The 23,428-nt window shown below is 55.5% G+C and carries 18 protein-coding genes; 3 read left to right on the top strand and 15 right to left on the bottom strand.

Translation table 11 applies throughout. The features are described from left to right. Window positions 1-18: 18 nt before the first annotated feature. The 7 genes from ABJM11_RS21480 to prpD all read right to left on the bottom strand — a co-directional run bounded on the left by ABJM11_RS21480 (window position 19) and on the right by prpD (window position 8,553). On the bottom strand, window positions 19-885 hold the full coding sequence (locus ABJM11_RS21480) for an XrtA system polysaccharide deacetylase (protein ID WP_348295401.1): 867 nt from the start codon (window positions 883-885) through the stop codon (window positions 19-21). A 37-nt stretch (window positions 886-922) separates the two neighbouring features. Next, a complete protein-coding gene (locus ABJM11_RS21485) occupies window positions 923-2,212 on the bottom strand; it encodes an outer membrane beta-barrel protein (RefSeq protein WP_348295402.1) in 1,290 nt (429 codons plus the stop codon). After that, a complete protein-coding gene (locus ABJM11_RS21490) occupies window positions 2,205-3,122 on the bottom strand; it encodes a polysaccharide biosynthesis protein (RefSeq protein WP_348295403.1) in 918 nt (305 codons plus the stop codon). The genes ABJM11_RS21485 and ABJM11_RS21490 overlap by 8 nt, the downstream gene beginning before the upstream one ends. Further along, entirely contained in the window at window positions 3,122-4,648 is a 1,527-nt protein-coding gene (locus tag ABJM11_RS21495) for an XrtA system polysaccharide chain length determinant (RefSeq protein ID WP_348295404.1), read from the bottom strand. Before ABJM11_RS21495 ends, ABJM11_RS21490 begins: the two co-directional genes overlap by 1 nt. 52 nt (window positions 4,649-4,700) lie before the next feature. Continuing rightward, window positions 4,701-5,345 carry an XrtA/PEP-CTERM system exopolysaccharide export protein gene (locus ABJM11_RS21500; RefSeq protein ID WP_348295405.1) on the bottom strand — a complete coding sequence of 215 codons (645 nt, stop codon included), beginning with the start codon at window positions 5,343-5,345 and terminating at the stop codon, window positions 4,701-4,703. Between the two features lie 59 nt (window positions 5,346-5,404). Next, window positions 5,405-6,817, bottom strand: a complete 1,413-nt coding sequence (locus tag ABJM11_RS21505; RefSeq protein WP_348295406.1) for a TIGR03013 family XrtA/PEP-CTERM system glycosyltransferase — start codon at window positions 6,815-6,817, stop codon at window positions 5,405-5,407. A gap of 251 nt (window positions 6,818-7,068) precedes the next feature. Beyond that, the gene (gene prpD / locus ABJM11_RS21510) at window positions 7,069-8,553 is read right to left on the bottom strand and encodes a 2-methylcitrate dehydratase (protein ID WP_348295407.1); all 1,485 of its coding nucleotides are present in this window, start codon (window positions 8,551-8,553) and stop codon (window positions 7,069-7,071) included. A gap of 452 nt (window positions 8,554-9,005) precedes the next feature. On the opposite strand from prpD, the gene ABJM11_RS21515 reads away from it, so the two are divergent. Further along, the gene (locus ABJM11_RS21515; protein ID WP_348295408.1) at window positions 9,006-10,628 is read left to right on the top strand and encodes an FAD-binding oxidoreductase; all 1,623 of its coding nucleotides are present in this window, start codon (window positions 9,006-9,008) and stop codon (window positions 10,626-10,628) included. Window positions 10,629-10,747: 119 nt separating this feature from the next. Beyond that, window positions 10,748-11,587: a PEP-CTERM/exosortase system-associated acyltransferase gene (locus tag ABJM11_RS21520; protein ID WP_348295409.1), complete on the top strand. Its 840-nt coding sequence runs from the start codon at window positions 10,748-10,750 to the stop codon at window positions 11,585-11,587. Between the two features lie 137 nt (window positions 11,588-11,724). Here the strand turns inward: ABJM11_RS21520 and ABJM11_RS21525 are convergent, their stop codons facing one another. After that, window positions 11,725-12,540: a THxN family PEP-CTERM protein gene (locus ABJM11_RS21525; protein WP_348295410.1), complete on the bottom strand. Its 816-nt coding sequence runs from the start codon at window positions 12,538-12,540 to the stop codon at window positions 11,725-11,727. Between the two features lie 582 nt (window positions 12,541-13,122). Between ABJM11_RS21525 and ABJM11_RS21530 the strand changes: the two genes are divergently transcribed. Continuing rightward, a complete protein-coding gene (locus ABJM11_RS21530; RefSeq protein WP_348295411.1) occupies window positions 13,123-13,848 on the top strand; it encodes a PEP-CTERM sorting domain-containing protein in 726 nt (241 codons plus the stop codon). Window positions 13,849-13,896: 48 nt separating this feature from the next. On the opposite strand, the gene prpF is transcribed toward ABJM11_RS21530, so the two are convergent. The 7 genes from prpF to ABJM11_RS21565 form a co-directional block, all read right to left on the bottom strand. After that, window positions 13,897-15,093: a 2-methylaconitate cis-trans isomerase PrpF gene (gene prpF / locus ABJM11_RS21535; RefSeq protein ID WP_348295412.1), complete on the bottom strand. Its 1,197-nt coding sequence runs from the start codon at window positions 15,091-15,093 to the stop codon at window positions 13,897-13,899. Beyond that, a complete protein-coding gene (gene acnD / locus ABJM11_RS21540; protein WP_348295413.1) occupies window positions 15,090-17,702 on the bottom strand; it encodes a Fe/S-dependent 2-methylisocitrate dehydratase AcnD in 2,613 nt (870 codons plus the stop codon). The genes prpF and acnD overlap by 4 nt, the downstream gene beginning before the upstream one ends. Continuing rightward, on the bottom strand, window positions 17,699-18,829 hold the full coding sequence (gene prpC, locus ABJM11_RS21545) for a 2-methylcitrate synthase (protein WP_348295414.1): 1,131 nt from the start codon (window positions 18,827-18,829) through the stop codon (window positions 17,699-17,701). The genes acnD and prpC overlap by 4 nt, the downstream gene beginning before the upstream one ends. 34 nt (window positions 18,830-18,863) lie before the next feature. After that, on the bottom strand, window positions 18,864-19,751 hold the full coding sequence (gene prpB, locus ABJM11_RS21550) for a methylisocitrate lyase (protein WP_348295415.1): 888 nt from the start codon (window positions 19,749-19,751) through the stop codon (window positions 18,864-18,866). 174 nt (window positions 19,752-19,925) lie between these two features. Continuing rightward, window positions 19,926-20,606 carry a GntR family transcriptional regulator gene (locus ABJM11_RS21555; protein WP_348295416.1) on the bottom strand — a complete coding sequence of 227 codons (681 nt, stop codon included), beginning with the start codon at window positions 20,604-20,606 and terminating at the stop codon, window positions 19,926-19,928. Between the two features lie 105 nt (window positions 20,607-20,711). Then, the gene (locus ABJM11_RS21560; RefSeq protein ID WP_348295417.1) at window positions 20,712-21,842 is read right to left on the bottom strand and encodes an AI-2E family transporter; all 1,131 of its coding nucleotides are present in this window, start codon (window positions 21,840-21,842) and stop codon (window positions 20,712-20,714) included. After that, window positions 21,842-23,425: a glucan biosynthesis protein gene (locus tag ABJM11_RS21565; protein ID WP_348295418.1), complete on the bottom strand. Its 1,584-nt coding sequence runs from the start codon at window positions 23,423-23,425 to the stop codon at window positions 21,842-21,844. Before ABJM11_RS21565 ends, ABJM11_RS21560 begins: the two co-directional genes overlap by 1 nt. Window positions 23,426-23,428 lie beyond the last annotated feature (3 nt).

The following is a 23,428-nucleotide window of genomic DNA, read 5'->3' on the forward strand; positions in this document are numbered from 1 at the left end:
GCTATCCTTAACGGTCCCTTAGACGACAACAGCACCAGCGGGTATCTTTGTCTCCGATAGTACATCTGAAACCGAGCCGAAACGGAAGTCCCCAAGCAATTGCTCGAGCCTCCCCATACATTTGTTCAGATTGTTATAGTGCCTGAAGCGTGACAGTGGTTTGACTTTTAACCGGGGCTGGCCGGTGTCGATCTCCCACGGATGGAGATAGAAAATGAACGGCTGCCCGGCCCTGTTGATCTTCCCAAGCCCCCATCGGCTCAGCCAGTACGGGTAAAGGCGGAAGTAACCACCGCCCGCTATCGGTAACCGGTAGCTACCCACCGGGCATGTCGAGAGCGGGAATTCGATCAGTGTGCCACCGCCAGGGGCCTGCAGCCGATACGGTTCGTGGGGCGTACCCGGCATCCCGTAGCGGTCATGATGCACGGGGAAAATGGAGGAGTCCCAGGTAAATCCTTCTTCGCACAGGATATCCAGTGCCCAACGTGACTGCGCCGTGATTGAATAACTGGCGGCCCTGTAACCGGTAACAGATTCACCGGTGATATCTTCCAGTATCTGTTTCGATTTTCGGGTTTCTTCCCGGAACACCTCCGGGGTCTGCTGGTAGACCAACTGATGGCTGTAACCGTGGCTTGCAATCTCGTGCCCGGCTTTCTGAATACGCCTGACGAGGTCAGGAGACCGCTCAGCAACCCAGCCCAACGTGAAGAACGTTGCCTTCACGCCACGCTGGGAAAACAGTTCCAGCAACTGATCTGTGTTGGCCTCTACGCGGTACTCCATTGAGGACCATTCGCTCCGGTCCACGGCTTCAGCAAGCGCCGCCACCTGGAAGTAATCTTCAACATCAACGGTCAGCGCGTTCTTTGTCACTTCCATATTGCTCCGGGTAATAGACTTTTCCTGTAACTGCAAATCAGAAAAACTGGTAGTTCAGGGCCAGTGATACCCAGTTCTCCTGGTATTCACCGAAACCTGAGTCGCTGTCTCTGGTGGTATGACCGACACGACTACTGACATCCAGAGCCTGAGTCAGCTCGTACGTCAGGCCGATATCCGCACTGTAGGTGTCGCTGTCAATGTTGTCGGAGTCGAATGAGCGGTGCCGATACCTTGCCCGGGTCTGGAGAGTCAGCAAGGTAGAGATCGTGCGGTTGTAGTTAACCGCGAAACCGACCGCTTCCTCAACTTCGTCTGTCCTGAAATAGTGTGACCGGTTGCCGAATACACCTACATCAATGGTGGATGCATCGCTGAATTGCCTGACAAAACCCGCGCTCAGCGCCGTTACCTCTACCGCACTGACTTCACGCAGGTTGAAGACAACTTCTCCGAACCGGATGTCGAAATCGGATGTCTGATCCGTCAGCTCGCGGCTGCCTCTGATATAAGCCTGGGTTACGGGGTTGATTTCCCGGTCAAGAGAGAAATTCCATACCACCCCATCGTTCTTCTGGGTGTTGCCTCCGAAACGGCTCTCGATCTCACTGACACCAACACTTCCCGACAGGCTTGTTGCCTGCCAGGATTTCGAGAAAACCACGGTGGCCACGTCAGTATCTATTTCCGCGCCAGTATCCAGTTCCGCCCGGTTGGTGCGGAACTGAAGCCCGCCTGAGAGGGTCTGGCTGAATATGTGGTTCCAGCTGGCCGTGCCGATGTAACGGTCACTGTCAGGATCTTCCGGCTCACTGTACTCGGTGTTCTGGTACTTCGCGGAAAACGTTAACTGGTCGAGTTGGCCAAGCATCAGAGAATAAACCGGCCCGGTGCTGAAAACGTTCTTTCGGGTGCGGTTGTCCTGGGTGTCGCTGGCTCTGGCGTTTTGTGTAACGTCTCGCAGGTTGTCTGACGCTTCCCAGGAAAGCCCTCTCGCAATTTCGCAATCTCCGTCAAAATCCAGAGCTACATAGTTCCTGGGGTCAAAGGTTTCGTCATGCCAGACACCATAGCCAAGCTCTGCCGCGGTTCGCGACTCACACTTGCCAGGGTCAGTCCGGTGCGTAAGTGCGAGGTTGGCTCGGGTTTCAGTATCACTGGTTTCGTTAGATGACGTGCGCGCTGCGTTGTCGGTGAACCGACTGGTCACCCCCCCTGACAGGTTCAGTGGCTCGGACTGGGCAATATTGGCAGCCGAAAAGACCGCACAGGCAATCGTAAACCTGAAGATTTCTGGGCACTTCCGTGGCCCGGCTGATCTAGCCATTGATAACAGCTCCAACAAATTTTTCCGGGTTGAATGCCGAGGCGGCATCTTCAACACCGTTGATGGTCATGCCTCCGTGCGGGATAACGAGCATCGCGTAATCACACAGATCGGCAAGGATACGGGCATCAGGCGATTCAGTAATCGGCGCTGTGTCCAGCACAATAAACCTGTCTGGATACCGTCTTCGAACAGCCTGCAGAAACTGCTTCATGCGGAACGAGGTGAAAAATTCACTCGGAGTTTCACGCCGGCTACCTGCAGGTATCAGACGTAATCTGGGGATACCCGTGGGATAAAGAATGCGGGAGATGTCAAAATCAGAATCGTCCAGGAAATCCGTCAGCCCGGCTTCCGGAATAATATCCAGGGTTGAATGGAGGGCGGGATTGCGCAGGTTGCAATCGATAATAAGCGCCGTCTTCGCCTCGTCAAACGCAAAAGCGGCGGCCAGATTCAACGACACGAATGACGCGCCGGCGCCGGTTCCGGCACCACTCACCACCATTGTAAAGTTGTTACCGCCCGATTTTTCCAGCAGTTTGGTACGAAGATTCCTGAAGTGGTTAACCAGCTTTCTGTTGCGGGACTCAGGATAGATTATTCGCCTTTCATCCAGGTCATCCGGGGTGAGCCGCCGCGGCTCCTGCATGCGGACGATCTGTTTGCTGATGACGTACCGGTCGACGGTACCCGGGCCAAGTTCAAGCGAACTTGGCACCAGCATCCGTGAGTCGTCCCAATCAGAGTGGTGTCTCCCGCCCGATACTTCACCGCCTTTGCCATTGCCACGGCTGTCTGACCCGGACTGATAGTCCCCACCCAGGCTTCTGACCCGGTTGTCTTTTCTGGCGGCTGAGTCCTGATTGCCGAAGGTTTCGTTTTCCTGATCCGTTCTGGATTCGTTCATTAGAATACTCCAAACACTGCGGCCAGAGCGACTGCGATATAAGCCCCTGCGACGATCACCGCCATTACGGAAACGGCCATCGTCACTCTGCGCTCCCGCCGTTTTTCAAAAGGCGTGCGCACTTCAGGAAACTGTTCCAGTATCGACAATTCGAGTACGTCCTCAATCTGTTCCCGGGAGCGTACTCTCGGGTCTACCTGCAACAGCGCCGCCACAGCACCGAACGGTGCAACCAACCCGATAAACAGCCCGGCAAGGGCGAACATCGAAAACTTCGGCCCGGACGGGCTATTGGGATACTGTGCCGTTTCATTAATGCGGTAATTCAGTCCCTGGCCTTCAATATCGAGGTGCATGGAAACCCGTGCCGTCTCCCGGCGTTTAAGCAGATCGTTATAAATCTCCTTGTTAACTTCCAGGTCCCGCGTCAGTTCTGAGTACTGAGCCTTGTTCGCCTGGATTCCCTCCATGCGCCCTTTTTGCTCGGCAATCAGCCTCTGGAGTGACTGGATCCGAGTTTCCACGGTCTCAATTTCCGTATTGGTGGTGACCAGTGTGGAGCGCATGTCCTGATAGACCGGGTTGGCTATATTCACATCCCCATACGATTCGGGGGTCCCTACCTGGCTTTCAAGCGCCCGCTCCCGCTGTTTTCGAAGCTCGGCAATCTGTTCGCGCAGAATAACGATGTCCGGGTAGGTGTCGTGGTAGCGCAACCGCAAAGAGTCCAACTGCTGCTCCATTGAGCTGATGCGCTCCTGGTAGGCATCACCGGTCTCCCCCTGTCGAATCCTGGGGTTGATTTCATTCATCTGCCGTTCAATCGCATTGGCTCGGGTTTCAAGCTCTTCCTTCTCAAGCTTGGCCATTTCCAGGCGGTTCTGGAGGTTCGATAAGCGGGAGTTTGCGCTGGACTCTGTTCCGTCGACGTTTTCTGACAGGAACTGCTTCAGCTCTTCCTCTACCCCGGCGATCTGCCGTTCATAACTTTTGACCTGTTTATCGATAAAGTCATAAGCTGAACGGCTTTCAGCCCTTTTCCGCTTACTGTTTTCCTCGATGAACACCTGCCCCAGTCTCTGAGCGATCTGAAACGCCTTGAGGGGAGACGGCGACGAATAGCCGATGCTGAAGTAATTGTCGCCACGGGTCGCCACCGACATATTACTTCGGATTGCGCTTATGCGGCCCGTCAGTGCGTTATCACTCATGTCATCGGCATTTTCGCCAAAAATCTCCGTGTCCCTGGCGATTTTCTCCATTACGCTGCGTGTCCACAGCAGCTCCCTGGCGGCCGACGCTTTTTCACTGATCCCGGTTGTGACGGCCCGCCCTTCCATCAAGGGCTGTATGATATTTCGGTCGTCCACAAAAATAATAACCTGGGACTGGTACTTGTATGGCCACAGGAATCCTGCCGCCAGTACGGCAAAACTGACCGCCGCGAATACAGCTAGAGCAAGCCACTTGCGGGTACGGATCTCACGAGCAATTTCTGTAGGTAACCGACTTAATGGAAGTGCCATAGTTATTACCTGCTACCTGAAGACGCCATCTGATTCACTATTCCGGACTGCATCAGATGCGTCGCTCTGGCACCGTCAGAATGTCTCCCGGACGAAGCCTGTAGTTGGTGGAAATATCACCCCGGGTCAGTATTTCATCCAGCTTGACGGGAATAGCCACAACTTCTCCATCAACCCTTCGATACAATACCGAGTTGTTTGCAGACGCAAACGGAGACAGGCCACCTGAGTTCAGTACCATATCCAGCACGGTCATGCCTGCGCGGTGTGGAACAGACGTTGGTTGCTGAACAGCTCCGGTCACCCGAACACGATCACTGAATTCGTGGCTCCCCATACTGGTCACAACAACACTGACCTGGGGCTCACGAATGTAGGACTCAAGGCGAAGCTCGATATCCCTGGCCAGTTCTTCCGGTGCCAGCCCACTGGCCTTTACGTCGCCTGCGAGGGGAACTGAGATTTTCCCATCAGGCCTGACGGGTACGGAAATGCTGAGATCATCGTTACGCCAGACTGAGACACGGACAACGTCCGTCGCGCCCAGAATGTACTGGTCGACGCTGTTCGTTGTATCAACAGCCAGGGCTCTCTGGATCTTTTCGGGCGATGACGTGCCGGGCCCGGCACAACCCGCGACAAGTGTTACTGCAGTCAGGGACAGCAAAAGTCCCTTCAGTGAATACTTCGACGACATTGTTAATCCTCTCTGGTTCCGTTTCTGTTTCCATGTCTCGGGGAGAGCTGGTCCCGAAACTACCTTGATCCTTTTTTGAACAATACCACTTCTACTGTCTGAATTATAATCAGTAAGTCGAGCAACAGGCTCTGATTCTTGATGTAGTAGAGGTCGTAGCGGAGTTTTTCCCGGGTGTCCTCTTCATTATCCGCATAAGCAAAACAGAGCTGGGCCCAGCCCGTCAAACCCGGTTTGACCCGATGACGCTCGCTGTAGAACGGAATCTTTTCCGACAGTTGCTCTACAAACACCGGTCTTTCGGGGCGCGGGCCGACGAAAGCCATGGTGCCATTCAATACATTAAAAATTTGTGGCAATTCGTCAATGCGGACTTTTCGAATGAATTCACCTACCCGGGTAACCCGAGCGTCATTCTTGCTGGCCCACACCGCCCCGTTCTTTTCAGCGTCGGTTCTCATTGAACGGAACTTGTGTACCTTGAAGACCTGCCCGTTAAGCCCTACCCGTTCCTGGCTGTAGAATATCGGCGCTTTGAAGCCGTCCTCAATCTTGATGGCAATGGCAGTCAGTAGCATCAGCGGCGCGCCCGCCAATAAAAGAACGGTTGCCGCCAGGATATCCAGGGAGCGTTTACCAAATCCGAACACGGACGAGACGGTGAAGCCGTCGGAAAAGACCAGCCAGCCGCGTGTCACCATTTCGAGGGCGACTTTTCTGGATTCCCGTTCATAGAACGAGGCGCCGTCTACAATCCTGACTCCTTCCATTTTGCATTCCAGCAGATCCTCCATGGGCAGGCCTTTGCGGCGATCATCCACTGCAACCACGATTTCATTGACCGGGTGTTTGATAATGTACTGCTGGAGTGTGGTGGGAATGTTCAGCAGGTAGTCTTCGCTGATTTCAATCGGCTCGTCCGGCAGGGGCACAAAGCCGGTCAGGATAAATCCCTTGCGGTTGAACGGCGTTCTCAGGTCTTCGTGGATCTGCCTGGCGCGAAAGCCTGCACCCAGGACCAGCACCTTCCGTTTGAAGGTTTCCTTGCCAACGGACGCAAAAAAGAGCAAACGGGCAATGCCCAGAAGAAAGAAACCGAAAACCGATCCGGTCGTCAGCACGTTACTGGACCCGATGTACCAGAGCCACTCATTAGACAGGAGGTAGGCAAAGCCACACAGCGGGATACTGACAATCAGCGCCATGATCGTACGCAGCATCATGCCCGACATTCCCTCTTCCAGGCGGGACTGATGAACTCCGAGCGCGACCATGACCAACAGGTTTATTGCGGAAAACACGCTCGCTGACGGCAACAGGAAAGCCAGGTTTTCGATAAAGAAGGAAAGGTCGCCGAAATAGCGAAAAAACACGGCGAGTGCGAAGGCAAACGCCAGCACCAGAAAATCGATCAGGCCAAGAATGACGTACGGAAGATGAATATAGTGTCTGAACAATCTGACGTGCGCCACGCCAACTCCTTTTGCTGCTCACAACTACGACAGAACGCATCCAGTGCGTTTACATACGCCGTTACGTGAACAGCAGTGTACTGTAATTTTCTGTAACTGCAATCACCAGTGAACATGCTAAGCCGCCCCAGTGCAACGAAAACTGACAGCCCAAAGCCCACGAAATGCCAGCAATCTCCGTTGATCGAAGGGTTTCCTGATTTTCAATGTGTACATTCAACTGACACAACCGTAACTTTTCCGTAATAACGTCATATCACAAAAAGCTCAACGAATTCCTGCACGGATGTGCCCTCCAGCGACTTCTGATCCTTACAGAGCTCAAATATCTGTTCACAGCGCTGTCCGGGGAATCGGGTGGCGAGATTGCTGCGGAACTTGTCTTCCAGCAGAGGGATTCCATCTTTTCGACGACGACGGTGGCCGATCGGGTATTCGACGGCGACCTTATCGGTGCTGCTGCCATCGTTGAAGAACACCTGGATGGCATTGGCGATGGAGCGCTTGTCCTCTTCAAGGTACTCGCGGGTGTACCTCTCATCTTCGACCACTTCCATTTTTTCCCGGATTCTGTCGATGACCGGGTTGGCGGCATGGAAGCTGTCTTCGTAGTGTTCAGCAATCAGGCTGCCAAAGATCAGCGGTACCGCCGCCATATACTGCAGGCAGTGGTCCCTGTCGGCGGCGTTGGCGAGCTTACCCTGCTTGGAGATAATACGAATGGCGGACTCGTGGGTGGTAATGACAATCCGGTCAATCTCATCAATTCGGTCTTTTACCTGTGGGTGCAGAGTTACTGCCGCTTCAGCGGCGGTCTGGGCGTGAAACTCAGCGGGGAACGAGATTTTGAAGAGAATGTTTTCCATGACGTAGGAACCGAAATCCTGGGGTAAAGAAAACTGACGTTCGCCCTCGGGTTTGAGTTTCTGGTCTTTATTGGTTTTGCTGAACAGTACGTCGTAAAAGCCCCACTGGGGCGCTGTCAGTGCACTGGGGATGCCCATCTCCCCTCTCATGGCAATATCCGCCAGGCGCACAGCTCGAGAGGTGGCATCACCCGCCGCCCAGGACTTCCGGGAGCCGGCGTTGGGGGCGTGACGGTAAGTGCGCAATGACTGCCCATCAACCCAGGCGTGGGATAGCGCCGACAGAAGCTGTTCCCGGTTTGCACCCATCAGCTTTGCGGTGACAGCAGTAGATGCCACCTTGACCAGCACGACATGGTCCAGCCCTACCCGGTTAAACGAATTTTCCAGAGCCAGAACACCCTGGATTTCGTGGGCCATGACCATGGCTTCCAGTACGCTCTTCATGGAAAGCGGCGCTTTGGCCTCCGCAACCCTTTTCTGGGAAAGGTGGTCCGCCACCGCGAGAATCCCCCCGAGATTATCGGACGGGTGCCCCCACTCGGCAGCCAGCCAGGTGTCGTTGTAATCCAGCCAGCGAACGATACAACCAATATCCCAGGCTGCTTTCACCGGGTCCAGCCGGAACGAGGTTCCAGGCACGCGGGCACCGTGTGGAACAACCGTCCCCTCGACCAGTGGGCCGAGATGTTTGGTGCACTCGGGAAATCGGAGTGCGAGCAGGCCGCAGCCCAACGTGTCTATCAGGCAGTTCCGGGCGGTGTTCATCGCCTCTTTGCTCTTTATCCGATAATTGAGCGTGTAATCGGCAATGGTCTGTAAGAGGAGATCGTAGTCGGGGCGCTCGTTGAGATCGAAAGTTGCTGACATTGAACTGTTTCCCTTGTTGGAAGCTTTATTGTTGCAGCCTAGTTGAAGAAACTTGGGAATTCAGTGTATACGTATGTATGATATCGATATATTCTCATATGTATGTATCATTTGAATACACAATTTATTAGCCAAAAAATTTTATATTTAATATTTTCAAATAGTTAACTATCAGCATCGGAATAACCTGCATTCGCTTACTTTTCCTAACCACTTCTTACATAAATAAGTTAACATTATCTTAATAAATAAACCCTATTTCATTACTCTGATTTCACTTTAACTTATTGTTTAAAATTAGGTTCTGCCTCATTATCCGTTTTCCAAGCTGTAATGCTACAACGTGTCGTGGTGGCCTTATCTCGCCTATAATCTCGCCCTAACGATGAACAACCCGTCAGCAAACGTTAAGAAAGACCTATTAACGATATCGATCAACCGTGGAACCGCCAGTGAACAGCACCTTTACCGAGTCTGCAATTGCCGAATGGGTCACTATTCTTGGTGAATCGGGAGTAGTGGCTGCTGGTACTGAAAATTTTGGTGCCTCTACAACTGGAGCCACCCGCTCTATTCCCGCCGTACTTCGGCCGGAGAACCAGGACCAGGTAGCGGAAGTTCTGCGGGTCGCGCAACGGTGGGAGGTTGCAGTCTACCCCGTAAGTACCGGCAATAACTGGGGCTACGGCAGCGCCAATCCTGTCGAGAACGACTGCGTTATTCTTGACCTGAGCCGGCTTGATCGTATTTCCGGCTTTGATCCTGAAATGGGTGTTATCACTGTTGAACCTGGCGTAACCCAGGGTGCGCTGCGAGATTTTCTCGACCGGCATGAGGGCAATTATCTTGTTCCGGTAACCGGTGCGGGCCCCACCTGCAGCATTCTTGGTAATGCACTTGAACGGGGATATGGCATTACACCCATCACTGACCATTTTGCGGCGGTGACAAAAATCGAAGCCATACTGCCCGACGGTACCCGCTACCAGACGCCTCTCAGTGAACTTGGTGCAGGAGAAGTGGACGGCCTTTTCAAATGGGGGCTGGGCCCTTATCTGGATGGGCTGTTCAGCCAGGGGAATTTCGGTGTGGTCGTGAATATGACCATCGCACTTGCGCCGGTTCCCGAGACTGTAACGGCCTTTTTCTTCTCCACAAAAGACGATGCGAAACTGGAAGCACTGGTGCCTACCGTCAGGGCCGTGTTACGGGCACTGGGCGGTTCAGTCGTGGCGATCAATCTGCTCAACAGCCAGCGCATGCTCTCGATGATGACGCCCTTTCCTGAAGACAAGGCTGTTAACGGTGTTCTTCCCGCCCATGACGTAGAGCGCATGGCCGACAGCCATGGTGTTCCGGCCTGGAGCGGCGTTGGTGCCATTTATGCCTCGAAAGAGGTGGCCCGCGCGGCCCGACGCACGCTGCGACGGCTTCTTGGCCCAGTGACGGACCGCCTCATCTTTATTAACCAGCGGAAAGTAGACACAGTCCGCAATGTTGCCCGCTTACTGCCCGGCAGGCTGGCTACACGGGTTAAAGGGATGGCGAATACGCTCTCGGGAGCGCTGGAGATCATGCACGGCAGGCCCAACGATGTTGCACTGTCGCTGGCCTATTGGCGCTCTGGAGAACTACCCGCGCCCGGACAAGCAAAAAACCCCGCACGCGATGGCTGTGGTCTCATATGGTTCGCGCCACTGGTTCCGATACGTGGTAACGACGTTCGCCGTTATGTCGACATGATTGAAAGAGTTTGCCCCCAGTACGGCATCAATCCGTTGATCACATTGACCACCGTAAATGACCGCTGTTTCGACTCCACGGTTCCCCTGCTTTTCGATCGCGGGAATGCCGATGCGACAGCACGGGCCAATGACTGCTATCGCGCTCTGGTAACCGAGGGACAAAAGGAAGGGTTCCTCCCCTACCGCCTCAACGTCGACGCGATGGGAATACTGAATACCAACGGCTCTGCTTTCTCCAGGCTTGCCAGCCAGCTGAAAGCGGCAGTCGACCCAAACTTCATCCTGGCGCCCGGACGTTATGTGCCCAGGATAAAGCGTTCCGAGGTCTGATGAGCTGTAACCTCGATACACCCGTAGTACACCGTCCGTTGCGGTTCTGACGGTGCTTTTTTTCCACTGCGACTATCGCCCTAACAGCTCCCTGAATGGGACAGAATGAGGATATAGAAATGCACACAGGGTTTGCACTTCAACACGACACAGAAAAAACAAAAAACAACCAGGCTCAGGAAGACGTCAGTACGATTTTCAACTCGGTCTTCAATGTCCAGTTGGCGACGTCTCCAGAGACCATTAACGAAGTCTTCGCAGTCCGATACCAGGTTTATTGCATTGATCGGCCTTTCGAAGACCCCAACTGCTTTGCCGACAAACGGGAGCATGATTCCTACGACCCGCAGTCCGCTCATGCACTGATCCGGCACAGAATAACAGGAGACAGCGTAGCCGCCGTTCGTCTCGTTATGGCAGGGGATAACCCGGAACAAAGCGACTTCCCCATGGAACGCCCCTGCCTCCCCCGCATGGACCAGAGTGCACAGAAGGCCTTTGCAGGCGCACGGCGGGAGCAGATCGCAGAAATATCCCGGATGTCAGTGAGCCGGGAATTCAGGCGGCGACTCAACGAGGACCTGTCTGCCACAGGCATCAGCGATTTCACCTGCTACACCGATGCGGAAAACGGCAAACGCGCCATGCCCTATATCAGCCTTGGGCTTTTCTCCGCTATCCTGCAGATGTCGGTCAGACATGGCATAACTCACTGGATGGCGGTCATGGAGCCCGCACAGCTGCGCCTGCTCAAGCGGTTCGGGGTGGAATTCGATCATGTAGGGCCCGTCATGGAGTACCATGGCCGCCGCCGGCCTGCTTTCACCGAGGCAGCATCGCTGATTGAGGGCATCAGGCAGCGTCGTCCGGATGTATGGTCGCTGATCACTGACAATGGCCGATACCTGCCGGCAAAACCGGATACAAAGTATAAGGTGAACGAAAGAGAGGTTGCCTGAAGCTGCGCCCGGGCAGATCTGAACTGCCTTCAGCTTTTTTTGCAAAGGGAAAGCCCCAGAACGACAAAAACCCCCGCCATATGGCGGGGGTTTTCTTTTAAAAGCACTTTCAGCTAAACGTCAGAATTTCTAAAACGTTATGCTTTTGCTGCTTTCTTCCTGCGTGACAGACCAAGCCCTGCGAGGCCCAGGCCCAGCAATGCGAGGGTGCCTGGCTCAGGCACTTCGGTAGCCGTGATACGGAACCGGGTATCGAAATCGCTCACCTGGCCCTCTTGAGTGATCAGGCCAATACAGGTAGCGGAAGCACCCGCTTCTGTACACGCGTCCTCTCCGAGGTAGCCCAGACCAGCCAGTTCAAGGAAGACAGTGTAGCTGTAGTCACCGATGGTGAACGACGGTGAGGCGAACTCGAAGCCGTCATCCGTTTCCACGAGACCCAGATCATCAATGTTATCAATGGTGAAAATGTCATCGCAGTTGGAGACTGATCCGCTGAAACAGTTACCATCGTTCAGAGTTTCATTGAAGAAGCTCTGGAAGGTACGAGATTCCGAAGGCAGAGGATCGCCGGCCGGGTCAGCTGGTGTCAGCGTCAACGTCGACGTCAGATCGAAGCTCGCCAGTGCATTACCTCTGGCAGGGAGCGTATTGTTGGTGTGGGTGAAGGTACCACCGTCCACATAGCCTTGGTTGGTCATCAGGCCATTCGGGGCAGAGACATTACTAGTGATTGAAACCGATGACTGCGGACCAGAAACACCCCATGAGAGCGTGCTGTCTGAGTCAGAGGCTGTAATGCTGCCATCTCCGCCGGTACCAGTCCAGTTGGAGAATGAGCTGTTAACCTCATAGCCCCAGTCTGTGATCATCTGGGCACTTGCAGACTGCGCACCCAGCGCGAATGGCACGACGAGCGATGCTAAAAGGGTTCTTTTGAGTGCAGTATTCATAGGTTTTACTCCTCCTTGATTATGGACACTGGCGACTTGAGTTCAAGTACACACGCCAGCGGTCTACTGTGAGAGTGCATCATCCATACCAGTTATTTAAACTCTTTTTATTTCAACGAATTACTTTTAAACACCAATTAAACAATCATGTCAGGTGTAAGCATATTCGACAGCTAAACAAGCACATATATATCGTGTTAGGCGCCATGTGTTTTACCACGATGCATTTAAGCGGGGAAAGTCCGATACGGAAGCGCTTTGGCTGGTTGGTTTATCGTTATTTCGTAATTAAAGACATGCTGGAAACGTCTTTAAACAAAAGGCTGCCCCGTAAGTGCGTAAATTATACTGACGCCGGCAGAAAGAACGAGAATGTAGTAAGTCGGTATTTGAAAGTGTTGGGTTTTTATACACTCACTGTTTCATTTCCGTTACACCTTGAACTGTAAAATAGTTAATTAGTTGTTTTATATGGAATGTTACTTGGCTGGTGCTTTTTTTGCTAAAAGCGAATCGCCTATCGCTGAAGTAAGCTGATACGCAAAACATACGGAAATCTACGAAAACCAAGGAGAACGAAAGGTGAAAGGATTAAACAACAACCTGTTTGCGGGCCTGGGACTGGCCCTGGCAGTGGCTGGCAACGTTTACGCAGCGCCCATCGTCAACGTAAATAATACTGACGGTGACCTCTACAATACAGGTGCTCTGACCGGGTTCCAGACCCAGGGCTCGGGAATGACCGGAATGGAGGTCACCACCTGCTTTGCCAGCGCCGTCTGCGAAACCATCGCATTCGACGGCACGGTTGGCTCATCCAGTTATGGAGAAGCGGTAGGCAGTGGCTGGAGCCTTTCTGTCGATGGCGACACCTTCAACTCGCCATTCACCTACACAACGGACCAGAGCATAACCAGCATTTTGCTGAATGGCCGCCCGGGCAATACGCTCTTTGATATTGTTGGTGGCGATTTTCTGTCCCCGGATTCTTTTCAGGGTAAAGCATTCTCCGTGGCAAACTCTGGCGACCTGACAGACGACATGACGGTGAATGTCGAATACTCTGACAAACTTGCTGTGGATGGCGTGTTCTACGAGGACCTGTTCACTACCCTGTCCATCGACTTTGGTGGCAGCGTCTTCTCAGGCATGTTCAGTTTCCTTTCGGACACGGACAACAACGACTTCGCCGGTGGAAGCCCTATTACCCCGGTAGACCCGAACCCGGTTCCTGAGCCTGGTTCCCTGGCTCTGATGGGGCTGGGCCTCCTGGGTCTTGGGATGCGTCGCCGTATTAGCAAGGCTTAACGTACGGTTGTCGGATTACGCTCGAAGGGCCGTAATCCGACACATTCTTCACACCGATTTCTGCGACACGAACGAATCCCCTGGCACCCTCACCCAGCCTTCCATAAGTACCCGCGCACTGCGGCTCATGATGGCCTTTGTGGCGGTCCACTGGCCATTTACCTGGGCGGCTTCCGCCCCTACCTGCAAGGTGCCGGAGGGATGGCCGAACGTCACTGAGGTGCGGTCGCCACCACCGGCTGCCTGGTTCACCAGCGTTCCCGGCACAGCTGCAGCAGTCGCTATGGCAACGGCGGCGGTGCCCATCATGGCGTGATGGAGCTTGCCCATGGAGAGGGCGCGCACAAGAACGTCGACATCCCCTGCCCCGATGGTTTTGCCACTCGACGAGACGTACTCCGAAGGCTTCGCTACGAAGGCGACCTTGGGGGTATGTTGGCGGCTGGCAGCTTCCTCCACCTGTTGGATCACTCCCATCTTTAAAGCACCGTGGGCGCGGATGGTTTCAAACATCGCCAGGGCTTCGGGGTTACTGTTGATGTCGTCCTGCAATTCGGTTCCCTTGTACCCGATGTCTTCCGCATTAAGGAAGATGGTCGGTATGCCGGCATTGATCATGGTGGCCTTTAAGGCCCCTATGCCGGGCACCTCCAGGTTATCCACCAGATTGCCGGTGGGGAACATGGCACCTCCACCGTCGGCCGGGTCCATGAACTCCACCTGCACTTCAGCAGCCGGGAAGGTAACACCGTCCAGTTCAAAATCACCGGTTTCCTGCACTTCCCCGTTGGTGATGGGAATGCGGGCTACGATGGTTTTCCGGATGTTGGCCTGCCAGATCCGAACGGTGGCGGTGCCGTTTTCCGGAATCCGGTCGCGGGCCACAAAGCCACCGTTAATGGCGAAGGCGCCTACGGCAGCGGTCAGGTTGCCACAGTTGCCGCTCCAGTCGACGAAGGGTTTGTCGATGGACACCTGGCCGAACAGGTAATCCACATCATGGTCTGGCTGCGTCGGCGCCGCCAGGATGACGGTTTTGCTGGTACTTGACGTGGCGCCGCCCATGCCGTCGATCTGCTTCTGGTATGGGTCCGGGCTGCCGATGACCCGGAGCAGGAGCCTGTCCCTGGCTTCGCCTGGCATTTGTGCGGCCTCTGGCAGGTCCTGCAGGCGGAAGAAGACGCCCTTTGATGTGCCACCACGCATGTAGGTGGCGGGGATTCTGATCTGAGGAGTATACGTCACGCCGCCCCCTCCGATTGAAGGAAGTCTTCTGCAAACCGCTGCAACACCCCACCGGCACTGTAGATGGACACCTCTTCCGCGGTATCCAGCCGGCAAATCACCGGCACACGCTCGGTGCTGCCGTTTTTGCGGTGGATGACCAGGGTAAGTTCGGCGCGGGGCGCAGCTGTGCCTTCCACGTCGTAGGTTTCGGTGCCATCGATAGCGAGGGTTTTACGGGTGGTGCCTTCCTCGAATTGCAACGGCATCACGCCCATGCCCACCAGATTGGTGCGGTGGATGCGCTCAAACCCTTCGGCCACGATGGCCTCCACGCCGGCCAATGCTACACCTTTGGCTGCCCAGTCACGGGAGGAACCCTGACCGTAGTCGGCGCCGGCGATGATGATCAGCGGCTGTTTGCGCTCCATGTAGGTTTCAATGGCTTCCCACATGCGGGTGACTTTACCTTCCGGCTCAATCCGCGCCAGAGAGCCCTGCTTCACGTTGCCGCTTTCATCCCGGACCATTTCATTGAACAGTTTCGGATTGGCAAAGGTGGCGCGTTGTGCAGTCAGGTGATCTCCGCGATGGGTGGCGTAGGAGTTGAAGTCCTCCTCTGGCACGCCCATTTTGTGCAGGTATTCACCCGCTGCGCTGTCCATCAGTATGGCGTTGGACGGCGACAGGTGATCGGTGGTGATGTTGTCCGGCAAAACAGCCAGCGGGCGCATGCCCTTGAGAGTTTTCTCACCGACCATACCGCCTTCCCAGTAGGGCGGGCGGCGGATATAGGTGCTCTGGGGCCGCCAATCATAGTTAGGATTGGTGTTGGCCTGGGCATCCCGGGTGATGTCGAACATCGGAATATAAGTGCTGCGGAACTGCTCGGGCTTGACGCTGGCCTTTACGATGGCATCAATTTCCGCATCATCCGGCCAGATGTCCTTCAGGGTAACGGGGTTACCGTCTTTATCGTAGCCCAGCGCATCTTTTTCGATGTCGAAGCGGATGGTGCCGGCAATAGCGTACGCCACCACCAGTGGCGGTGAGGCCAGAAACGCCTGCTTGGCGTAGGGGTGGATCCGGCCGTCGAAATTCCGGTTACCGGAGAGCACGGCGGTGGAATACAGATCCCGGTCGATAATTTCCTTCTGGATTTTCGGGTCCAGCGCGCCGCTCATGCCGTTGCAGGTGGTGCACGCAAACGCCACCACGCCGAAGCCGAGTTCTTCCAGCTCGGACATCAGGTTGGCTTCTTCCAGATACATTTTTACCGTTTTGGAGCCCGGTGCCAGGGAGGTTTTCACCCAGGGCTTCCGGGTCAGGCCCAGTTTGTTGGCGTTGCGGGCGATCAGGCCTGCTGCCACCATGTTGCGGGGGTTGCTGGTGTTGGTGCAGCTGGTGATGGCGGCGATGATGCAGGCACCGTCCGGCATTTTGCCCTCTTCCTGTTCCCATTTTCCGGCGATACCGCGCGAAGCCAGCTCGGAGGTGGGCAGGTGGGCATGGGGGTTGGATGGGCCGGCCAGAGTACGATTAACCTGTGACAGGTCAAACTTCAGCACCCGCTCGTACTCGGCGGCTTTCATGCTCTCGGCCCACAGGCCGGTTTCCTTCGCGTAGGTTTCAACCAGGGCCACCTGATCATCTTCGCGACCGGTCAGCTTCAGGTAATCAATGGTCTGGCCGTCGATGTAGAACATCGCCGCCGTGGCGCCGTATTCCGGTGTCATGTTGGAAATGGTGGCACGGTCCCCGACGCTCAGGCTGTCGGCGCCTTCGCCGTAGAATTCCAGATAGGCGCCCACCACCCGTTCCTTGCGCAGGAACTCGGTGATCGCCAGAACCATATCGGTACTGGTAATGCCCGGCTGAAGTTTACCAGTCAGTTCCACACCGACGATGTCCGGCAGGCGCATCATGGAGGCCCGCCCCAGCATAACGCTCTCGGCTTCCAGGCCACCCACACCAACGGAGATTACACCCAGCGCGTCGACCATTGGCGTGTGGCTGTCGGTGCCTACACAGGTGTCCGGGAAGGCAACGTTTTTCCCTTCACCGTCCGGGCGGCTCTGAACCACCGGCGACATTTTTTCCAGGTTGATCTGGTGCATGATGCCGTTGCCCGGAGGGATAACGTCCACGTTCTTGAACGCGGTTTTCGTCCAGTTGATGAAGTGGAAACGGTCATCGTTGCGGCGGTCTTCAACCTGGCGGTTTTTCTCGAAGGCGTCTTTCTCGAAACCTGCGTGTTCCACAGCCAGGGAGTGATCCACGATCAGTTGGGTTGGGACCACGGGATTGACCTTGGCGGGATCTCCTCCCTTCTCTTTAATGGCGTCACGCAGGCCGGCGAGGTCTACCAGGGCGGTCTGGCCCAGGATGTCGTGACAGACCACACGGGCCGGATACCAGGGGAAGTCCAGGTCGCGTTTACGCTCAATCAGCTGTTTCAGGGAATCCGTCAGTACCTCGGGATCGCAGCGGCGAACGAGTTGTTCCGCCAGGATTCTGGAGGTATACGGGAGCTTGTCATAGGCGCCGGGCTGGATGTCTTCCACAGCCTGGCGGGTATCGAAATAATCCAGGTCGGTGCCCGGGAGGGGTTTGCGGTACTCGGTGTTCATGGGCGCTCCTCAATCGGTACCCATTTCGCATCCGCCGGGCCAGTGTAGTCGGCGCTGGGGCGGATAATGCGGTTGTTCTCACGCTGCTCTTTCACGTGGGCAGTCCAGCCGGAGACCCGGGACATCACAAAGATGGGTGTGAACAGTTCGGTCGGAATGCCCATGAAGTGGTAGGCGGAGGCATGGAAGAAATCGGCATTACAGAATAGCTTCTTCTCACGCCACATGACCTCTTCGCAGCGCTCTGAAACCGGGTACAACACGGTATCGCCCACTTCGCCCGCCAGTTTCTTCGACCACTGCTTGATAATGGCGTTGCGTGGGTCAGACTCCTTGTAGATGGCGTGGCCGAAGCCCATGATTTTTTCCTTGCGCTCGAGCATGCCCATCAGGCCTTCTTCGGCTTCGTCGGGGGTCTTGAAGCGCTGGATCAGTTCCATGGCTGCCTCATTGGCACCGCCGTGCAGCGGGCCACGCAGGGTGCCAATGGCACCGGTTACGCAGCTGTGAATATCGGAAAGCGTGGAAGCACAGACCCGGGCGGTAAAGGTCGAAGCGTTGAACTCGTGCTCCGCATACAGAATGAGAGACACATTCATGACGCGTTCATGCAGCTCACTGGGCTTCTTGCCATGCAGCAGCTCCAGGAAGTGCCCGCCAATGGAGTCCACATCGCTCTCGGTCTCGATACGCACTCCTTCGTGGGCGAAGCGGTACCAGTAAGTGATGATGGACGGAAAAACCGCCAGCATGCGGTCGATCTTGTCATCCTGTTCGCTGAAATCCTGCTCGGTCTCCAGGTTGCCCAGCATGGAACAGCCCGTGCGCATAACATCCATTGGATGAGCGTCCTTGGGAATGTGTTCCAGTACGGTTTTCAGGGCATATGGCAGGCCACGCATGCTTTGCAGTTTCTTGACGTAGCCGTCCAGCTCCTGACGGTTAGGCAACTTGCCACGCAGCAACAGGTAAGCGATTTCTTCAAACTGGGCTTTTTCGGCCAGATCGGCGATGTCATAGCCGCGATACGTCAGGCCAGCGCCGCTCTTGCCAACGGTACACAGCGCAGTTTCACCGGCAACCTGTCCGCGAAGACCCGCCCCTCCGAGTTTTTTTGCTTCAGCCATGGTGTTTCTCCCTCATTTTGTTTCGGATGTCGGATTACCCTTTCTTTTGCTGGAACAGCTCGTCGAGCTTCTGCTCAAAATCGTGGTAGTTCAGGAAGTCATACAGTTCCATCCGCGTTTGCATGAGATCAACCACGTCTTTCTGGTCACCCTTTTCCAGGATGTTCTCATACACCGTCAGCGCGGCTTTGTTCATGGCGCGGAAGGCGCTCAACGGATACAACACCATACCGGCGCCGGCCTCGGCAAGCTCCTTGCGGTTGTACAGGGGCGTGGCGCCGAACTCGGTAATGTTCGCCAGGATCGGTACGTCCAGCGCCTCCGAGAAGGCCTTGTAGTGTTCCAGTTCGGTGACGGCTTCGGCGAAGATGCCATCGGCACCGGCTTCAATACAGGCCTTGGCACGTTCAATGGCCGCTTCCAGGCCTTCTTTCTGGAAGGCGTCGGTGCGGGCCATGATGAAGAAGTCGTCGTCTTCACGGGCATCCACGGCGGCCTTGATGCGGTCCACCATTTCCTCCTGGGACACGATTTCCTTGTTGGGGCGATGACCGCAACGCTTCTGGGCGACCTGGTCTTCAATATGGACCGCCGCAGCGCCAGCACGTTCCATCTCGCGGATGGTGCGGCCGATGTTGAAGGCGCCCCCCCAGCCAGTGTCGATATCGACCAGCAGAGGCACGTCGGTAGCGGCGGTGATCCGACGGACGTCCTCAACCACATCGTTCATCGATGTTATACCGAGATCCGGAAGGCCGTAAGAGGCATTGGCAACGCCGCCGCCTGAGAGGTAGATGGCCTGGTGGCCCACCTTTTCCGCCATCATGGCGGTATAGGCGTTGATGGTGCCCACGATCTGCAGGGGATGGTTCTCTTTCAGGGCTTTGCGGAAACGGGCGCCCGGGGATGGTTTTCTGGACATGGTGGTGGCCTCTTTTTTGGTCTTCGGGGTCTGACCCTTGGGGTCTGACCCCAGTATATTGATACATTGTCAGCATTATTGGGGTCTGACCCCGAGGGGTCAGACCCCGTTTACATTGATAGCTGGTCAGTATTTTTGGGGTCTGACCCCCAGGGGTCAGACCCCTGCAGCCCCCTATATAGTCAGGCTGCCGTTGTGAATCTTGGTCTCTATATTCCTGCGGGCAGCGTTGATATGGCGCTTCATCAGGAACTCCGCCAGCTCGCCATCGCGCTGAGCGATCGCATCTGCGATTCGTCGGTGCTCTTCCAGTGCCATATGAGGGCGGCCGGAGGAAGTGCTCAGGCGATACCGGTACATCCGGACCATGTAGTAAAGATCACCCAGCAGCATTTGTGCGAGTTTTGTATTGCGGCTGCCGGTGGCGATGCGGTGATGAAAGTCGTAATCCCCTTCGGCCTGATAGTAAGCCTGGCCCTGGGCCTGTTCGATCATTTTCTCGTGGTTGTCGAGCGTCGCCTGGAGGTCAGCTACTTCCTCATCGGTCATCCTTTCGGCCGCCTGTCTTGCAGCCAGGCCCTCCATTGTTTCGCGGATGCGGTATAGCTCCAGGAGTTCATCGGCACTTACCGACACCACTTTTACGCCGGCATGGGGCCGGCGAACCAGTAAGCCGCGGGATTCAAGCCGGCCAAGAGCCTCCCTCAGGGGGCCTCGAGTGAGGTTGAAACGGGAGCAGAGTTCTACCTCACCGATTTTCTCACCAGGAGCAAGATCCCCTTTCACGATTGCTGTTTGCAGACAATCGAAGGCTTCGTCGGCGCGGGTGTAGGTCTGGGTGGCGGCTTCGGGCATATATTGTCAACAATAATGACTGGAATGCCCTGAAACTTACGCCTAAGGAATTATATTGTCAACAATCCATCGACTAAAGAATGCTCCATTGTTGACATGAGTGCTTCATTTTCCCAGCAACTCCCCTACCGGTTTCAGCTTGCCAACGTGGTCACACAGCGTTTTGATGATCATCAGCAGTGGCGTTGCTATGACAAGCCCTATCGGCCCCCAGAGCCAGCCCCAGAACAGCAGCCCAATGAAAATGGCTATTTCGTTGAGACTGGAGACGCGGCTGGTGAGCATGGGTAACAGGAGATTGCCCTGGATGCTGGTGATCACCAGTGACACAACAGCGACGAGAGCCGCCATATCAAGGGCTCCGAACTGAATGAACGCCGCCATGCCGGCACCTATGAACACCAGGAACGGGCCCAGATAAGGTACGGCGCTTGCCAGCCCCGCAACAACTCCCCAAAAGATAGCCTGCTCCACTCCGATCAGGAAAAACGCCAGCCAGGTGAACAACCCCACGAATAACGCAGACAGGAACATCACAAACAGAAAGCGCCGCACCTGGAAATGAAACTCGTTCATGATCCGCGCGGTTTTTCGCATGCTGCCAAAAGAAGGGCCGGACAGTTTGACCGCCTTGCGTTTGTACAATCTTCCTGCTGCCAGCATGAAATACACCAGTAACAGCGCGGAAAAACCCTGGGACACGAACACCACAATCGTTGAGGACTCCTGCATCAGGAATTCCCTGATCCGGAACGGGTCATCGACAACTTTCACGCGCATTATCTCTGGCTGGCCGGGCTCTTCCTCCTCTTCTTCCCTGGTGCTGTCCTCAATTTTCTTGGCCACCGTCTGGGCTTTTTCCATAACGCTTTCTTCTTCGGGCTCCGAGCCCGATTCTCCGCGCTGGAACTGCTCTATTGCCAGGGGAGCCTTGTCAAGCATGGCCATGGTTTCCCGGTGCAAGGGGATGCTGGCTCCGGCAATGGTGGCAACCACAACAGTCAATATAACCGCAGCACCGAGGGGACGGGGGAACCGGAACCGTGCCAGTGCGGACACCAGAGGGTCCAGGGCGTAACTGATGATAATCGCCACCACGACTGGCAGCAGAACAGCCTGGGCCCAGGAAATGAAATACACCCCCACAATGCAGGTCAGAACGACAAGCGCCGCACCGCGCAGATTCACCCCCCGAAAATAGGACTCGCCCCCGTTTCTCTCTTCGTTCTTTTCCATCACTTCATCCTCTCCCCCTCTGGCGGCGGTGTGTACTGGTACAGCCAGGTTTCCGTCAGTACCTGATCACCCAGCTTCAACTGCAGCCGCAGGTCGATAGGCTCCAGGGAGTCGTCAGGGACCAGATCAAACATCGCCCGGTACCCGTCAATGGAGGCCAGCGGACGGGCCGAGGTGATTTCTACCCGGCCCCGGCTGGCGGTAATGACCGGCTCCACCTCTGCATCATCGGCCAGCAAAGGCAGGGAACCGCCTGCGAAATCCACTGCAAACCGCCATGAGAAATACTCTCTTTTTTGACCAACCACGCCACCAAGACCAGTGCGGGTTGCCTGGACAGTCGCCAACTCACGAGGCTGTTCGGGTGGCTGCGCCCCCCAACTCAGTGTGTAGGAGTACAGATACTCGTTGCCCGGTTCCAGTGGCTGGTCGGGATTCCAGAACGCGACAATGTTATCGAAGGTTTCGTCTTTGGTGGGAATTTCAACCAACATGACACTGCCGCTTCCCCAGTCCCCGTGTGGCGTTATCCAGGCACTGGGGCGCTTGTCATAGAACACACCGTCGTCCTGGTAACGGTCAAAATCACGGTCGCGCTGGATCAGGCCGAAGCCCCTCGGATTTTTGTCGACAAACGTATTCACCTGAACGGATCGCGGGTTCACCAACGGGCGCCAAATCCACTCTCCCTGCCCGTTATGAATCGCAAGACCGTCAGAATCGTGGATTTCCGGCCGCCAGTCGTAGGCCATCCGACGATCGTTCTCACCGGTCTGATACATGCTGGTCAGGGGCGCCATGCCAACCCGTTCCATGGTTTTGCGGGGATAGAGCGCCACGTCTATGTTCATTACCATGTTCCGCCCAGGGGTCATGGTGAACGCGTAAGCGCCTGTTGTGCTGGGAGAATCCAACAACGCATACACGACCATTTGATGGCTGCCCGGCGCCGGCTTTTCCAGCCAGAACGCGGTGAACTGGGGAAATTCCTCGCCACGATTCAGTCCAGTGTCGATAGCCAGCCCCCTTGCGGACAGGCCGTATTGCATATCAGAGCCCACCGCACGGAAATAGCTGGCTCCAAGAAATGCCACCAGGTCCCTTTCATAATCGGTGTGGAAGTGAACCCGAAATCCGGCATAGCCAAGGTCTTCAGGCAGTGTGCCGAGAGGCTCCTCTCCTTCGTATTTAAAGTACTCCGGCTTGTAGGCCAGTTCCCGGGCCTGCCCGTTCTCGACCTCGTGGATTCGTACCGGCGACTTGAAATACAGGCCGAGGTGAAACAGCTGAACCTGAAAGGCATTATCGTCGTTCCGCCAGAGAGCCTGCTTCGGCCGAAAACGAATGGCCTGGTAGTCGTCCCACGACAAGTGTTTCAAGGAGCCTGGCAAGCTCCCTTCCTCCGATTTCCACGGTTTTCCGGCCAGAGCCCTGGCGTGGCCCTTAAGCCAGGCATAACTGAACGGTTGCGCATCCCCAAACGAATCCGCCTGTGCGTGCCGGCTGAAAACCAGCGCAGACAAGGGCAGTGCCTGGATGCCTGCAAGTGCAACGAACGTCTTTATCAATTCCCTTCGGTCCATTGT

Origin of the sequence: Marinobacter sp., assembly GCF_039977835.1 — a bacterium.
Classification (GTDB): Bacteria; Pseudomonadota; Gammaproteobacteria; order Pseudomonadales; family Oleiphilaceae; genus Marinobacter.

What these genes read in the sequence shown, in the direction of transcription:
- prpC (WP_348295414.1), bottom strand. Translation starts at nt 18,829, where the DNA reads ATGGCTGAAGCAAAAAAACTCGGAGGGGCGGGTCTTCGCGGACAGGTT.
- ABJM11_RS21520 (WP_348295409.1), top strand. Translation starts at nt 10,748, where the DNA reads ATGCACACAGGGTTTGCACTTCAACACGACACAGAAAAAACAAAAAAC.
- ABJM11_RS21495 (WP_348295404.1), bottom strand. Translation starts at nt 4,648, where the DNA reads ATGGCACTTCCATTAAGTCGGTTACCTACAGAAATTGCTCGTGAGATC.
- prpB (WP_348295415.1), bottom strand. Translation starts at nt 19,751, where the DNA reads ATGTCCAGAAAACCATCCCCGGGCGCCCGTTTCCGCAAAGCCCTGAAA.
- prpD (WP_348295407.1), bottom strand. Translation starts at nt 8,553, where the DNA reads ATGTCAGCAACTTTCGATCTCAACGAGCGCCCCGACTACGATCTCCTC.
- ABJM11_RS21500 (WP_348295405.1), bottom strand. Translation starts at nt 5,345, where the DNA reads ATGTCGTCGAAGTATTCACTGAAGGGACTTTTGCTGTCCCTGACTGCA.
- ABJM11_RS21565 (WP_348295418.1), bottom strand. Translation starts at nt 23,425, where the DNA reads ATGGACCGAAGGGAATTGATAAAGACGTTCGTTGCACTTGCAGGCATC.
- ABJM11_RS21490 (WP_348295403.1), bottom strand. Translation starts at nt 3,122, where the DNA reads ATGAACGAATCCAGAACGGATCAGGAAAACGAAACCTTCGGCAATCAG.
- acnD (WP_348295413.1), bottom strand. Translation starts at nt 17,702, where the DNA reads ATGAACACCGAGTACCGCAAACCCCTCCCGGGCACCGACCTGGATTAT.
- ABJM11_RS21560 (WP_348295417.1), bottom strand. Translation starts at nt 21,842, where the DNA reads ATGGAAAAGAACGAAGAGAGAAACGGGGGCGAGTCCTATTTTCGGGGG.
- ABJM11_RS21555 (WP_348295416.1), bottom strand. Translation starts at nt 20,606, where the DNA reads ATGCCCGAAGCCGCCACCCAGACCTACACCCGCGCCGACGAAGCCTTC.
- ABJM11_RS21480 (WP_348295401.1), bottom strand. Translation starts at nt 885, where the DNA reads ATGGAAGTGACAAAGAACGCGCTGACCGTTGATGTTGAAGATTACTTC.
- ABJM11_RS21525 (WP_348295410.1), bottom strand. Translation starts at nt 12,540, where the DNA reads ATGAATACTGCACTCAAAAGAACCCTTTTAGCATCGCTCGTCGTGCCA.
- ABJM11_RS21485 (WP_348295402.1), bottom strand. Translation starts at nt 2,212, where the DNA reads ATGGCTAGATCAGCCGGGCCACGGAAGTGCCCAGAAATCTTCAGGTTT.